The organism is Crenobacter cavernae (genome assembly GCF_003355495.1).
Classification (GTDB): Bacteria; Pseudomonadota; Gammaproteobacteria; order Burkholderiales; family Chromobacteriaceae; genus Crenobacter; species Crenobacter cavernae.
In genome coordinates, this window is the sequence record NZ_CP031337.1 from 2253962 (window position 1) to 2268198 (window position 14237).

The following is a 14237-nucleotide window of genomic DNA, read 5'->3' on the forward strand; positions in this document are numbered from 1 at the left end:
CCGCGCTTTAGACGGGAATTAGATGGCGCTCCGAAACGGGCGCAGCGTCACGCCGGCGCGTTCGCAGTCTTCGGCGAAGCGGGCGCTCGCCAGATACCGGTACTCGTTGCGACGGGCGCCGGCGATCTCATCGTCGGCGTCGTCGCCGCCCGGGTGGCACATCAAGAGCGCACCGTCGGGAGCGGCGGCGAGCCACTGGGTCATCAGCGCCGGGTAGCCGGCGTCCGTCACACGGCGCGAGAACCCGCTACAGGCGGCGCGTAGGATGGCGGCCTTGGCGCGGCTGTCGCCCGGGTGGCCGAGCCGGTCCGGCGCGCGCAGGTAGGGACGGCCGGCCGGGAAGCGGTACTCGGCCAGGGTGGCGAACAGAGCGTCGGACAGCTGTTTGACCGGCAGGCGGCGCAAGCGGCTGGCGACGAGCCAGTAGGGCAGCGGCCGTGTGATGTCGCCAAGCGGATGGGTCAGCTTGAAGTGCAGGCCGGCGTCGACGTCGGGCAGCGCCGCCAGTTGCGGCGCCTGGCTGAACACGCTGGTCGCCGACAGGCGGCGCGCGGCGAGAAGGTCGAGGATGGCCTCGCCGATCGCGGCGCTCTGCGCGAAGTCGTCGGCGCACAGCGTGAAGGCGCGGCTCATGGTCGGGCGGTCCCGGCGAACGCCCACAGCTTGCCGAGCGCGAAGGTCTGCGCGGCGACCGTGGCCAGCACGATCAAGAGCGCGACGCGGTAGTCGAACGGCGTGTCGTGGAGCAGGACGAAGTAGAGCGACTCGTTGACGGCGAAGCCGGTGCAGGCGACTGCGAAAAAGCGCGGCAAGGCTTGGCGGTGCGCGACGTGGCCGGCGCAGAAGGTCAGGTGGCGGTGGCCGAGGTAGCTGACGACGAAGGCGGTCAGGAAGGCGAACACGTTGGCAAAGAGCGGCGCCAGCCCGGCCGGCACCAGCCACAGCGACACCATCGCCAGGTGCACGAGGAGCGCGGCGACGCCGACCACGCCGAAGCGTGCGAGCTCAGCGTTCATGAGCGGCGCCCGGTTCGGCCGGCGTCACGACGCGGCTGACGAGGTAGGTCGGGCGGCGCTTCACCTCTTGGAAGATGCGGCCGACGTACTCGCCGAGGATGCCGATCGACAACAGCTGGATGCCGCCGAGGAAGCATACGGCGACGGCGAGCGTCGGCCAGCCGCGTTCCGGGTTGCCGTTGATCAGCGTGTCGACGAACACGATCGCCGCGTAGAGGATGGACGACAGCGAGATCAGCGCGCCGATCGCGGTCCACACCCTGAGCGGCATCACCGAGAACGACGTCAGCCCGGTCATCGCCAGGCCGAACAGGCGCCAGAAGTTGAAACTGCTGTGGCCGGCCGCGCGCTGCCCGGTGCGCGTCTCGACCGCGAGCTGGGTGAAGCCGGTCCAGTTGTACAGCCCCTTCATGAAGCGGCTGCGCTCGGGCATCGCGCCGAGCGCGTCGACGATGCGGCGGTCGAGCACGCGGAAGTCCTGCGTGTTCTCGGGAATCTTCAGCGGCACGCCGAGGTTGATCAGCGCGTAGAACGCGCGCGTGAAGCAGCGTTTGGCGAGCGTCTCGTCCTCGCGGCCGTCGCGCACGCTGTACACCATGTCGTAGCCCTCGCGCCAGCGCGCGAGAAACTCGGTGACCTTCTCGGGCGGGTGCTGGAAGTCGGCGTCGATCAGCACCACCGCGTCGCCGACGGCATGCTCGAGCCCTGCGGTCAGCGCGACCTCCTTGCCGAAGTTGCGCGACAGCTGCACCAGCTTCACCGGCAGGCCGGTGTTGTGCGTCAGCACCCGCTCGACGGTGTCGTCGCGGCTGCCGTCGTCGACGACGATCAGCTCGTGGCGGTAGCCGTCGGCGTTCAGCAGGCGGTGCAGCGTCTCGAGCAGCGGCACGATGTTGGCCGACTCGTTGTACGCGGGCACGACACAGCTGACGAGCGGGTCGGCCGGGCGCTCGGCCGCGTGCAGGCCGAGCAGGTAGGGCGGGACGAGGGGATCACACATGACGGTGCTCCTTGCTCTGCGGATCAGCGTGAGACGGGCCGCCGCTCGCGCAGCAGCGCCAGGGTCTGGCCGTCGTTCTTGAAACGGCCGATTTCGGCGAAGGCGGCGGCGACGCCGACCGGCAGTTGGTCGAGGTCGTTGACCGGCACGGCGAGGTAGTCGCGGCTCAGCGTTGCTGAGCAAGGCCGCCGCCCGCGCCGGGCCGGTGCTGGTGCGGGTGCGGGCGGCCGAATAGAACTCGGCGGAAAACTCGCGGCGCGAATTCCAGTATAAGAGCGTGCTGTCGGCCGAAGGCTGATCACGGTGCCACGCGTCGACCAGCGCCTTTTGGCTGCGGCCTATAGCGTCGGGGCGCACGACGAAGGCGACGGTCGCCGCCAGCATCAGGAGCGTGGACAGCAGCGTCAGCGCCGTCGCCAGGCGCTCTCGTTCGCACAGCGTGGCGAACAAGAGCGCGAAGCCCGGCATCATCGGCAGCGCGTACGGCCAGATGATGTTGCCGGACAGCGTGAAGAAGGCCAGCGTCATCAGCGACCACAGCGCGGTGTAGAGCAGCCAGCCGTCGTCCCGGGTGGCGTGGGCGTCGCGCGTGGCGGCGATGCTCGGCCAACCCCGGCGTGCCAGCCGGTAGAGGAAGACGAGAGACCACGGAAACAGCGCGCCTGCCGCGTACAGCCAGATCATGCCGTGGCGCGTGGCGTGCGCGAAGCCGTAGCGGTCGCCCTTCCAGCCGGGGTCGAGGAAGCGCGACACCTGCTCGCCCATGATGAAATAGTCAAGGAAGCCCGGCGTGCGCGCCTCGGCGAGCCCATACCACGGCAGCGCGATGGCCAGCGTCAAGAGCGTGCCGGAAACCCACGGCAGGTCGCGCCACAGCGCGCGCCGCTGGCCGCGCGCCAGCACCCAGAAGAAGATCGGCAGGCCGGTGAGCACCACCGCGAGCGGTCCCTTGGCCAACAGCCCGAGTCCGAGGCCGGCGAAGAACAGATAGCCCCAACGCCGCTGCCGCATCGGCACCGCGTACCAGAACGCGACCTGGCTCAAGGTCACGCAGAACAGCAGCACCGGGTCGGTCATCACCGTGCCGGCCGACACCAGGAACAGCAGGCTGCCGGCGAGCGCCAGCACCGCGATGCACGCCGCGTCGACGCCGAGGCGCACGCGCGCCAGCCGGTAGGTCAGCGCGAGCACGCCGACCGACAGCAGCAAGGCCGGCAGCCGCACCGCGAACTCGTTGACGCCGAACACGCCCATCGAGGCGGCCGACAGCCAGGTCGACAGCGGCGGCTTGGCCCAGAACGGCACGCCGTAGTCGTGCAGCGGCGTCACCCAGTTGCCGGTCTCAAGCATCTTGCGCGCGATCTCGGCGTAGCGCGCCTCGGTGGTGTCATTCAGCGGGATCAGCCACATCGCCAAAAGGCGCACCAGCGCGAGTCCGGCCAGCAGCCAGACGGCCTGGCTCGGCCAACTGCGTGCGGAGGGTGCGCTGAGCGCCGCTGCCGTAGCCGGTTTTGTCGTTGCGGAAAGCATGCCTGCGCTTGCGTATCCAGAGAGGGCCCTGCGGAGATAGGGGCTTTATCGGCAGCCGGAGCCAATCGGGCTGATTGGCTTCGATCGATTGGACGCGCGCAGAGACGCACCAAGCGACGGCTACCCTTTCTAAGGGTGGCGCGCTTGGCTTAAGGCAGGCTAAAGAGAAAGGGGAAAACGGCGGGAAAAAGCAGGCTTACTTCCAGAGCCTGACGAGGAAGGCCGGGCGGACGCCGGCCGCGGCGGCCGGCGCCGCCTCGACGATCTTGTGCATGGCGTTGTGCGTGTCGCGCGGCAGCGGTTCGGCGTAGGGCGGACCGTCGACCTTCCTGAGCGCGGCGACCTTGGGTTCGTTCGCCTTGTCGCGGCGCTGGGTGACGACGGCGATCTCGTTGCTGGCGAGCCTGACGAAGCTGCCGGGCGGGTAAATGCCGAGCTCCTTGATCAGCACCGCGACGTAGGTCGCGTCGAACGCGCCGCACTCGCCCTTGAACAGGCGCGCCAGCGCCGCCGACGGCAACTGGCCCGGGCGTTGCGCGTTGCTCACGAGCAGCGCGGCCAGCACGTCGACGAGGCGCAGCAGGTGGGCGAGCGGATCGATCTCATCGCGCGTGAGGCCCATCGGGTAGCCGCTGCCGTCGTGGTCCTCGTGGTGCTGCTGGACGAGGTCATGCCAGCGCTCGTCGTCGACGCCGGCCTCGCGCAGGATGGCCGAGCCGAGGATCGGGTGGGCGAACATCGCCTCGCGCTGTTCCGTCGTCAGCGGGCCGCCCTGTTGCGCGAGCTGGTTGTGCAGCAGCGTGACCGACACGTTCATCGTCAGCGCGGCGCACAACAGCGTCTTGTGCTCGGCCGGCGCGAGGCCCAGGCGTTTGCCGAGCACCGCCAACAGCGCGGCGGTGCGCAGGCTGTGGCTGCTGCCGTAGTCGCTGAACGGCACCAAGAGACACGCGGCGATCAGGCCGTCGGGCGTGCGCTCGGCCAACCTTGCGAGGCCGTCGGCGACGTCGCGGATCGCGTCGGCGAAACCGTGCACCGCGAGCGCGTGGTTCAACAGGCCCTGTATGCGGCGCGTCAGAAAATCGAGTTCGATAAGGGGGTTCTTCGGCCGTGCGGCCTCCTCGGCCTCGCGCTGGGCGGCGGCGCGTTCGCGCTTCTCGCGTTCGAGCCGCGCCTCGACCTCGTCGGCGTCGCCCAGGCCGACCGTCAACAGTTTGTCGCGCTGCTCGGGGCTCAGGACGTAATGGCCCTTCTTCAGCAGCAGGATGCCGTTCTTCGCATAGACGTCGACCTGCAGTTCCTTGCCGACGCGCACCAAGAGGGGGTGCAATTTGGCCTTGTTCGGGGATTCGCTCATGATGAAGGCTTCTGGCTGACGCTCCATTCTAGCCGCGCCGCTCTCTGCTGTGGCAAGACCGGTGTACGCTCACCGGGGCAGGTCGGCCCACGCCTTCGAGAGGCGCTTCACCGACACCGGGAACGGCGTCTTCAATTCCTGCGCGAACAGGCCGACGCGCAACTCCTCGATCAGCCAGCGGTAGGCCATCAGTTCGGCCGACGCGCCCTCGCGCTGGTTTTCCTCGGCGACGCGCGCCTCCCACTGCTTCCACAGCTCGCGCACCTCGGCGCCGCGCTGGCCGTCGCGCTGCGGGTTGGAAGGCTGCTTGTCCATGCGCAAGGCCATCGCCTTCATGTAGCGCGGCAGGTTCGGCAACTGCTCCCACGGCGTCGCGGCGAGGAAGCCTTTGTAGACCAGCCGGTCGAGCTGCTGCTTCAGCTCCGGCGCGAGCCTGTGCTTGCCGAACTTCTGGCTGAGCTGCTGGTACTCGCCGGCGATCTGGTTCAGATAGCTCGTCACCGCCTGCGTCACCGCCGGCAGCTTGGTGCGCGCGCGGGCGATCTGGTCCTTGAACTGCTTCTCGTTGCGCGGTAGCGCATCGTCGCCGATGAAGGCGCGGTCGCAGATCGCGGCGATCGCGTCTTCGAGCAGGTCATCCGAATTGGCGACGCCGCGCAGCAACAGAGCGGTCTGCGTGAAGCCGGACAGGCCCTTCTTCAACTGCTTCATCTGCTCCTTCAGCTGGAACTGCAGCAGCCGCACGACGCCGGCGCGCATCGCGACGTTGGCCGAGGCCTCCGTATCAAATAATCGGATCGCGACCTTGTCGTCCTCGAGGCACAGCGCCGGGTAGCCAGTCAGCTGCTGCCGGCCGCGCGCGAACTTGATGCTCGCCGGCAGCTCGCCGAAGTCCCAGGCCGTCACGTCGTCGCGTTCGATGTCTATCGTGCTGTCGGAAAACGCCAGCTGCGCCGCCTGGCCGAACTGCTTCTGCAATTCGACGAGGCCGCGGCCCATGCCGAGTTCCTGCTTGCCGTCATCGATCACGCGGAAGTTGAAGCGGCAGTGCGCCGGCAGTTCGATGCCGGAGAAATCGCTTGGGTCGACCTTCAGGCCGCCGGTTTCGCGCAGGATGAAGTGCGCGAGCTGCGGCGCGATCGCCGCGTTCCCGTCGACTATCGAATCGAGGAAGCGCGTGACGAAGTCGGGCACCGGCACGCAGCTGCGGCGGATCTGCTTGGGCAGCCCTTTGATCAAGAGCGCGAGCTTCTCGCGGATCATGCCCGGCACCAGCCATTCGAACGGCGCGGCCTCCAGCCGGTTGAGGATGGGCAGCGGCACGTCGACCGTCACGCCGTCGAGCGCGTGGTGCGGCTCGAAACGGTATTTGAGCCGCAGGCGGCCGTCGGACGTGTCGAGCCACTCGGGGAACTGCTCCTCGGTGATGTTCTCGGCCGCGTGCTGCATCAGGTAGTCGCGCGTCAGCCACAGGCGCTTCGCTTCCTCGGCCTCGGCCAACGTTCGCCACGCCTCGAAGCTCGCCGCGTCGACGATGTCGGCTGGTATCCGTTCGTCGTAGAAACCGTACAGCACCTCGTCGTCGACCAGCACGTCCTGGCGGCGCGCCTTGTGTTCGAGCTGCTCGACTTCGCGGATCAGCCGGTGGTTGTGCTGGAAGAACGGCGCGTTGCTGCCGTATTCGGCCGCGACCAGCGCGCCGCGGATGAAGAGTTCGCGCGCCGCGACCGGGTCGATGCGGCCGTAGCTGACCGGCCGGCGCGGAATGACCGTCAGGCCGTACAGCGTCACGCGTTCGCTGGCGACGACTTCGCCGCGCGCCTTTTCCCAGTGCGGCTCGAAGTAGTGCGACTTCACCAGGTGCGGCGCGAGCTTCTCGATCCACTCGGGGTCGACCTTGGCGACGCAGCGCGCGTACAGCTTGCTCGTCTCGGTCAGCTCGGCGGCGACCAGCCACTTCGGCTTCGCCTTCTTCAGCCCCGACGCCGGGAAGATATGAAAGTGCGCGCCGCGCGTGCCCAGATACTCGTCGCCCTCGAGCGTCTTCATGCCTACGTTGCCGATCAGGCCGGTCAGCAGCGCCTTGTGCAGCTGCTCGTAGGTCGCCGGCACGTCGTTCAGACGCAGCTCGAGGTCGGCGGCGATCTGTGCGAGCTGGCCGTGCAGCTCGCGCCATTCGCGCATGCGGATATGCGACAGGAAGTGCGCGTGGCAGACGTCGATCAGCTGGCGGTTCGACTTCTTGTGCTTCAGCGCTTCGTCGAAGAAGTCCCACAGATTGATAAACGACTGGAAGTCCGACCCTTCGTCCTTGAACTTCGCCTGCGCGCGTTCGGCCGCCTCGCGCGCTTCGAACGGCCGTTCGCGCGGGTCCTGGATGCTCAGCGCCGACGCGAGGATCAGCATCTCGCGCACGCAGTGCTGGTCGCGCGCGGCGAGCAGCATGCGGCCGATCTTCGGGTCGACCGGGAGGCGCGCGAGTTCCTTGCCAATATCTGTGAGTTCGTTGCGCTCGGTGACCGCGCCGAGTTCGAGCAGCACCTGGTAGCCGTCGGCGATCAGCCGGCTCGACGGCGCCTCGAGGAAGGGGAAGGCGTCGACCGCGCCGAGGCGCAGCGCCGCCATCCTCAAAATGACCGCCGCGAGGTTGCTGCGCAGGATTTCCGGGTCGGTGAACGCCGGACGCGCGTTGAAGTCGTCTTCGCTATACAAACGAATGCAGACGCCGCTCGACACGCGGCCGCAACGGCCGGCGCGCTGGCGCGCGGCGGCTTGGGAGATCTTCTCGACCAAGAGCTGCTCGACCTTGGCGCGCGGGCTGTAGCGGTTCAGCCGCGCGTGGCCGGTGTCGATCACATACTTGATGCCGGGCACGGTCAGCGACGTTTCGGCGACGTTGGTCGACAGCACCACGCGCCGTCCGCCCGACGGTTTGAAAATCTTCTGCTGGTCTTCGTTACTCAAGCGCGCGAACAGCGGCAGGATCTCGTAGCCGCGGATCTGCGATTTGCGCAGCGCCTCGGCGGTCTCGCGGATCTCGCGCTCGCCAGGCAGGAAGACGAGCACGTCGCCCGGGCCGAGCCGCGCGAGCTCCTCGACCGCGTCGACGACCGCCTGCTCCATCTCGATCTCGGCTTCGTCCTCGTCGCGTTCGGTCAACGGCCGGTAGCGGACCTCGACCGGGTAGGTGCGGCCCGACACCTCGATCACCGGCGCGCCGTCGAAGTGTTTGGCGAAGCGGTCGGCGTCGATCGTCGCCGACGTGATGATGACCTTCAGGTCCGGGCGGCGCGGCAACAGCTGCTTCAGGTAGCCGAGCAGGAAGTCGATGTTCAGCGAGCGCTCGTGCGCCTCGTCGATGATGATCGTGTCGTAGGCGGTCAGAAATCGGTCGGTCTGCGTCTCGGCCAAGAGGATGCCGTCGGTCATCAGCTTGAGGTAGCTCTTCTCCGACGTCTTGTCGGTGAAGCGTACCTTGAAGCCGACCACCTCGCCGATGCTCGACTTCAGCTCCTGCGCGATACGCGTCGCGACCGAACGCGCGGCCAGCCGCCGCGGCTGCGTGTGGCCGATCAGGCCGGTGACGCCGCGGCCGAGTTCGAGGCAGATCTTAGGAATCTGCGTCGTCTTGCCCGAGCCGGTCTCGCCGCAGATGATGGTCACCTGGTTTTTATCGATCGCTTGCTTGAGCTCGGCCAACTTCTGGTTGACCGGCAGCTCGGGGTCGAACTCGGGGCGCGGCAGGCCGGCGCGGCGCGCGTCGACGCGCTCGCGCGAGCGCTCGACCTGGATGGCGATGTCGGACAGCAGCTTGTCGGCACTCTGGCCGCGCTTGACCCGGTCGGCGGCGTCGGACAGTTTGCGGCGCAGCGCTTGCTGGTCACGGAGCTGGCAATGGGGCAGGGCGGCCTTGAGTTCGGCGAGGAGGGGCGTCATGCGGCGTAAAGAGCGGGGTTGGATAGCGAGGCGGCGATTATAACAGAGCCGCTTCGTCGCCTTCGGGGCGTTGCGGCGGCTAGCCGGATTGCAGCGCCTCGCGCACGCGGCGCGCCAGCTCGGGCGCGGCGTCGACCGGCACGTTGGCAAAGCCAAACAGCAGCGCCGGCGGGGTTGTGCCACCGAGGCTGAAGTGCGACAGCCCCTGCCCGGCGAGGCCCTGCGTGCGCAGCCGGGCGGCGATCACGCGGTCGTCCTCGTGCTCGGCCAACCAGCCGACCAGTTGCAGGCCGACCGCATGGTCGTCGAGACGCAGCCGGTCGCCGCACTCGTGTTGCAGCGCCGCCGCCAGCGCGGCTCGGCGCTCGGCGTAGAGCTGGCGCATCCGTTTGATGTGACGGGCGAAATGCCCTTGCCGCATGAAGTCGGCGCAGGTCGCCTGGTCGAGTATCGACGGCGCCGGCGAGAACGCGTCGGCCGCCTCGGCAAAACGCGCGCGCAGCGCGGCCGGCACCACCAGGTAGCCGAGCCTGAGTCCGGGGAACAGCGTCTTGCTGAAGCTGCCGGCGTAGAGCACGCGTCCGGCGGCGTCGAGGCTCTGCAGCGCCGGCAGCGGCGGGCCGTTGTAGCGGAACTCGCCGTCGTAATCGTCCTCGACGATCCAGGCTTGAGCCTGCGCCGCCCAGGCGAGCAGCTCCAGCCGGCGCGGCAGCGTCAGCGTGACGCCGAGCGGCGAGTGGTGAGACGGCGTGCAATACACCAGCCGCGCGTCGGGGCAGAGCCTGATGCCGTCCGCCACCCGCAGCCCGTCCTCGTCGACCGGCACCGGGGTCGGCACCGCACCGGCGAGCTTGAGCGCCGCGCTGGCGCGGAAAAAGCCGGGGTCTTCCATCCATACCGGGTCTCCGGTCTGCAGCAGGACCTGGGCGATCAGGCCCAGCGCGCCCTGGAATCCGCCGGTGATGAACACCTGGTCGGCCGAGCAGCCGATGCCGCGAAACAGCGCCAGGTGGTGGGAGATCGCCTGGCGCAGCGGCGCGTAGCCGGCCGGGTCGGGCGGCAGCAGGCCGGCAGCCGGCAATGAACGGGCGTGATGGCCGGCCAGCCGCGACCACAGCTTGCGCGGGAATGCATCGAGCGCAGGCAGGCCGAGCTGGAAGGGCAGAGGCTCGTTCGAGGCGGCTGCCGCGTGGGCCGGTGGGGCGGGCTGGGCGGGGCTGCTGGGCAGCTTCAGCCGCATCCGAAGGCGTGCGGTGTCAAGATGAGGGTTGACCACGGTGCCGGCGCTGGCGCGGCTTGCCAGATACCCCTCGGCCAGCAGCTGGCTATATGCCTGCTCGACGGTGCCGCGCGAAGTCGAAAGGTCGGCCGCCAGCACCCGCGAGGCGGGCAGCCGGGCGCCGGGCGGCAGCTGGCCGCTGAGGATGGCGTCGCGCAGGCGTTGGTAGAGCTGCTGATAGAGCGGCAGCGCGTGCCGGTCGCGTTGCAGCGTCCGGCCGAGGAGCCGGGTGGGGTCGGTGGTCGTCATGGCCTGGTCGAGTTGGCGGTTTTTGGCTCTGCGAACTATACCAGCGGCGCGGTATCTTGCTGGAAAGCATATGACGTATGTTTTGCCGTGCCGGCCGGCACGCGCAGACGAAGGCCTCGGCCAACCTTAGACCCACCAGGAGCATGACCATGTCCCACTTCATCGATTACCCAACCGTCGCCCCGAAGGGCTACCAGGCCCAGGTCGGGCTGGAGCTGTACGTTCGCAACAGTGGCCTCGAGACCTCGCTGCGCGAGCTGGTGAAGACCCGCGTCTCGCAGCTGAACGGCTGCGCGCTCTGCATCGACATGCACACCAAGGACGCGCGCGCCGAAGGCGAGACCGAGCAGCGGCTATACCTGCTGTCGGCTTGGCGCGAGGCGCCGTGCTATACGCCGCGCGAACGCGCCGCGCTGGCTTGGGCCGAGGCGCTGACCCTGCTCGCCCAGCACGCGGTCCCCGAGTCGCTGCACCGCGAGCTCGCCGAACACTTCAGCGACAAGGAAAAGGTCGAGCTGACCTGGTGCATCGTCGCGATCAACGGCTGGAACCTCATATCGATCGCCTGCGGGACGCCGGCCGGCAACTACCAGCCCGGCCAGTACGATCGCTGAACCACGATCGCGCCAACGCCCCGACTCGTCGGGGCGTTTTGCGTTGAAGGTTGGCCGAGGGCTCGGCCAACGTTGGTCGGGCCGGCTCAGACGACGACAGTAGCCGGGCGCGGCGCGAACCCGGCCGAGCCCCGGCCGGCCGGAGCGGCGGCATCGTCGGACACCAAGCTGTCGTGACGCTTCACCGAGTCGCCCAGTTCGGCCATCAGCTTGTCGAGCCGGCCGGTCGCGTCGGCGATGCTGCCGGTCTCGATCGACAGCGCACGAGTCGCCTCGGCGACCGCGGTGATGTCGCCGGCGAACGCGGCGAAGCCCTTGTTCTGCGTCTCGCCGGCGGCGGCGACGCCGGCGAGCACGTCGGCGAGGCGGTGCGTGTTGTCTATCATCGCGCCGAGCTTGTCCTGCGCGTGCTGCGCGTTGTCGCGCCCGGCGTGCATCTGCGCGTTGCCACCCTTCATCGCGACGATCGCCTCGTTGGTGCCGCAGACGATCAGCGAGATCTTCTGGTCGATGTCCTGCGTCGCGTTCTGCGTGCGCTCGGCCAACTTCCTCACCTCGTCGGCGACCACCGCGAAGCCGCGGCCCATCTCCCCCGCGCGCGCCGCCTCGATCGCCGCGTTCAGCGCCAACAGGTTGGTCTGGTCGGCGATGTCGCGGATCAGCTTGACGATGCCGTTGACCTCGGCGCTCTTCTGGCCGAGCTCGTCGAGCCGGCCGGCCGCCGCGCCTATCGCCTCGCGCGCCGCCGACAACTGGGCGACCGCCGCGTCCATCGCGTCGCCGGCCTCGCTCGCGGCGGTGCCGGCGGCGTGCGCCACCTCGCGTGCGCGCCCCGATTCGGCGGCGTTCTGGCCCGTCATCACCGCCATGGCTTGCGCGGTCGCCATCATGCCCTCGGCGCGCGCGCGCTGGTCGGCCATCGTGCGCGCCATCGATTCGGTGCTGCCGACGATGTCGCGGCTCTCATTCGACGCTGCGCGGATCGAGCGCGTGACCTGTGCGAGCAGCGTCTCGATCGCCGCGCTCGCGCGTTCGGCGTCGGCGCGCGCGGCCTCGAGTTTCTCGAGGCTCCTCGCCTTCGCGCGGTCGTACGCCATCGCCAGCGACAGCACGACCAGACTCAGGCCGACCAGCGACTTGGCCTGCTGCAGCGGATGGTGCTCCGGCCCGATCGGCGAGGCGGGCAGCGCGCCCGGGTCGCCCGATGCCAGGAAGACGACCGCGATCGCGAGCAGGGTCAGCACCGACCAAAAGATGCCGGCGCGTCGCCCGCCGACGAACACCGCGGCGAACGGGATAGACGCGAACCACACCGAGCTCGTCGACAGGATGCCGCCGTTCACGGTCACCATCCAGCACACCATGCCGTACATGCAGGCGACGACGAACTGCGCCGCAAGGCTGATCGCGCCGGTCAGCCGTAAGAGCACAGGGCCGAACAGCAGCCCGGCGCCGCCGGCGAGGATGCCCCAGGCCATCGCAGGATGATTCAGCTCGAAGTAGGAGACGGCGAACAGCGGCGCGATCACGCCCGCCAACAGCGCGACGCCGACCACGGTGCGCGCGCGGATCAGCGCGTCGTGCGCGCCCTGCACGCGCTCGGGGATGAACCATTCGGTGATGGAGTGGATAGCCATGCGTTTTCCTTCCTCGGTTCTCTTGCCTTGTAGAGAGATGTCGTTCTTCTTATCGACCCTGAACCTGGGTTCGGGGCGTCGGACGAAAATAAAACAAATGTTTGAATGCATCAATGCGGGGCCGCCAGCAAACCAATGGCATTACCGGCCGTGTGACGAATTTGCCGCAGTGTTTCGACGGGAAAGGGGGGAGGGCGTGGCACAGGGGATAACTTGCGAGCCGGTCTCGGCCAAGGTCTTGTTTTGGCTAGCGGCGCATAGGACCAAATGTTCTTTGGCGGCGGAATGTTGTGTGAATTAGCCTTGAGGCCGGATTTGACAGGTTTTTTTTTGCCGCCGCGGCTTGCCCCGGGGGGGATTTGCGACAGAATGCCCCCCTCGGGCTCGCGGGTCGACCGCGCGCGTCTCTCAAAACAAGTAATCCGTAAACCTCGTTATATCGAGCGGGATTCGGCTGGTCTTAAACCTTCTTCACAGGGGGGTATGGGAATAATGTCTGATCTGGCTTCTTCGCAGCTTCTCAAGGCGTCCGCGGCACAGCTGCCGGTCCACGTCTACTTCGATCCCGATTTCTACCAGCTCGAACAGCAACGGCTGTTCGGCGCCGCGCCGCGCTATTACGGCCACGAGCTGATGGTGCCGAACGCCGGCGACTATCAGACGCTAGCCTGGCTAGGCCACGGCAAGATGCTGAAAAACGTCGACGGCGAGGTCAAGCTGATCTCGAACGTCTGCCGGCACCGCCAGGCGGTCATCTATAAGGGCCGCGGCAACGGCAACCACATCGTCTGCAACCTGCACGGCTGGACCTACGACAAGGAAGGCACGCTCGTCGGCGCGCCGCACTTCCCTCAAACGCCGTGCCTGAACCTTGAGCAGACCGAACTGACGCGCTGGAACGGCCTCCTGTTCGACGCGAGCCGCGACATCGGTAAGGACCTCGCCAAGCTCGGCGTCGCGAAGCACATGAGCTTCGACGGTTACGCGTTCCACAGCGCGCACAGCACAGACTACGACTTCAACTGGAAGACCTTCATCGAGGTCTACTCCGAGGACTACCACGTCGACCCGTTCCACCCGGGGCTCGGCAGTTTCGTCGACTGCGGCGACCTCAACTGGGAGTGGGGCGAGCAGTACCACGTGCAGACCGTCGGCGTGAAGAACCAGCTCGCGCGCGCCGGCTCGCGCGTCTACGGCGACTGGCACAAGGAAGTACTGCGCCGCTATGAGGAAAAGCAGCCCGAATTCGGCGCGATCTGGCTGACCTACTACCCGAACATCATGGTCGAGTGGTATCCGCACGTGCTGGTGGTCAGCGCCGCGATCCCGCGCGGCCCGGAAAAGACCACGGTGATCACCGAGTTCTACTACCCAGAAGAGGTCGTGTGGTTCGAACCCGAGTTCGTCGAGGCCGAGCAGGCGGCGTACTACGAGACGGCGAAAGAGGACGACGAGATCTGCTACCGCATGCACGAGGGCCGCAAGGCGCTGTGGATGGCCGGCGTGTCCGAAACCGGCCCCTACCAGTCGCCGACCGAAGACGGCATGCAGCACTTCCACGAGTTCTACCGCCGGCTGATGGGCGACGCGCTGGCCGGCTGACCTGGCGAAAACGCCCG

At 68.0% G+C, this 14237-nt stretch carries 9 protein-coding genes; 2 read left to right on the forward strand and 7 right to left on the reverse strand.

From position 1 onward, the window contains the following. Window positions 1-18: 18 nt before the first annotated feature. From DWG20_RS10990 to pdxR, 6 genes are all read right to left on the reverse strand, one after another. A complete protein-coding gene (locus DWG20_RS10990; protein WP_115433856.1) occupies window positions 19-633 on the reverse strand; it encodes a ChbG/HpnK family deacetylase in 615 nt (204 codons plus the stop codon). Continuing rightward, window positions 630-1016: a GtrA family protein gene (locus tag DWG20_RS10995; protein WP_115433857.1), complete on the reverse strand. Its 387-nt coding sequence runs from the start codon at window positions 1014-1016 to the stop codon at window positions 630-632. The genes DWG20_RS10990 and DWG20_RS10995 overlap by 4 nt, the downstream gene beginning before the upstream one ends. Beyond that, window positions 1006-3546 (reverse strand): glycosyltransferase, encoded by a 2541-nt coding sequence (locus DWG20_RS16445; RefSeq protein WP_245944710.1) that lies wholly within the window; start codon window positions 3544-3546, stop codon window positions 1006-1008. The genes DWG20_RS10995 and DWG20_RS16445 overlap by 11 nt, the downstream gene beginning before the upstream one ends. A 196-nt stretch (window positions 3547-3742) precedes the next feature. Then, on the reverse strand, window positions 3743-4903 hold the full coding sequence (locus tag DWG20_RS11010) for an HD-GYP domain-containing protein (RefSeq protein ID WP_115433859.1): 1161 nt from the start codon (window positions 4901-4903) through the stop codon (window positions 3743-3745). A gap of 69 nt (window positions 4904-4972) precedes the next feature. Then, the gene (gene hrpA / locus DWG20_RS11015; RefSeq protein ID WP_115433860.1) at window positions 4973-8839 is read right to left on the reverse strand and encodes an ATP-dependent RNA helicase HrpA; all 3867 of its coding nucleotides are present in this window, start codon (window positions 8837-8839) and stop codon (window positions 4973-4975) included. 79 nt (window positions 8840-8918) lie between these two features. Next, window positions 8919-10367, reverse strand: a complete 1449-nt coding sequence (gene pdxR / locus DWG20_RS11020) for a MocR-like pyridoxine biosynthesis transcription factor PdxR (protein WP_115433861.1) — start codon at window positions 10365-10367, stop codon at window positions 8919-8921. Window positions 10368-10516: 149 nt separating this feature from the next. On the opposite strand from pdxR, the gene DWG20_RS11025 reads away from it, so the two are divergent. Beyond that, complete coding sequence (locus tag DWG20_RS11025; protein WP_115433862.1) at window positions 10517-10981, forward strand: carboxymuconolactone decarboxylase family protein; 465 nt, start codon at window positions 10517-10519, stop codon at window positions 10979-10981. A gap of 86 nt (window positions 10982-11067) precedes the next feature. On the opposite strand, the gene DWG20_RS11030 is transcribed toward DWG20_RS11025, so the two are convergent. Next, entirely contained in the window at window positions 11068-12618 is a 1551-nt protein-coding gene (locus DWG20_RS11030) for a methyl-accepting chemotaxis protein (RefSeq protein ID WP_115433863.1), read from the reverse strand. A gap of 492 nt (window positions 12619-13110) precedes the next feature. Between DWG20_RS11030 and DWG20_RS11035 the strand changes: the two genes are divergently transcribed. Beyond that, window positions 13111-14220 carry an aromatic ring-hydroxylating oxygenase subunit alpha gene (locus tag DWG20_RS11035; RefSeq protein WP_115433864.1) on the forward strand — a complete coding sequence of 370 codons (1110 nt, stop codon included), beginning with the start codon at window positions 13111-13113 and terminating at the stop codon, window positions 14218-14220. Window positions 14221-14237 lie beyond the last annotated feature (17 nt).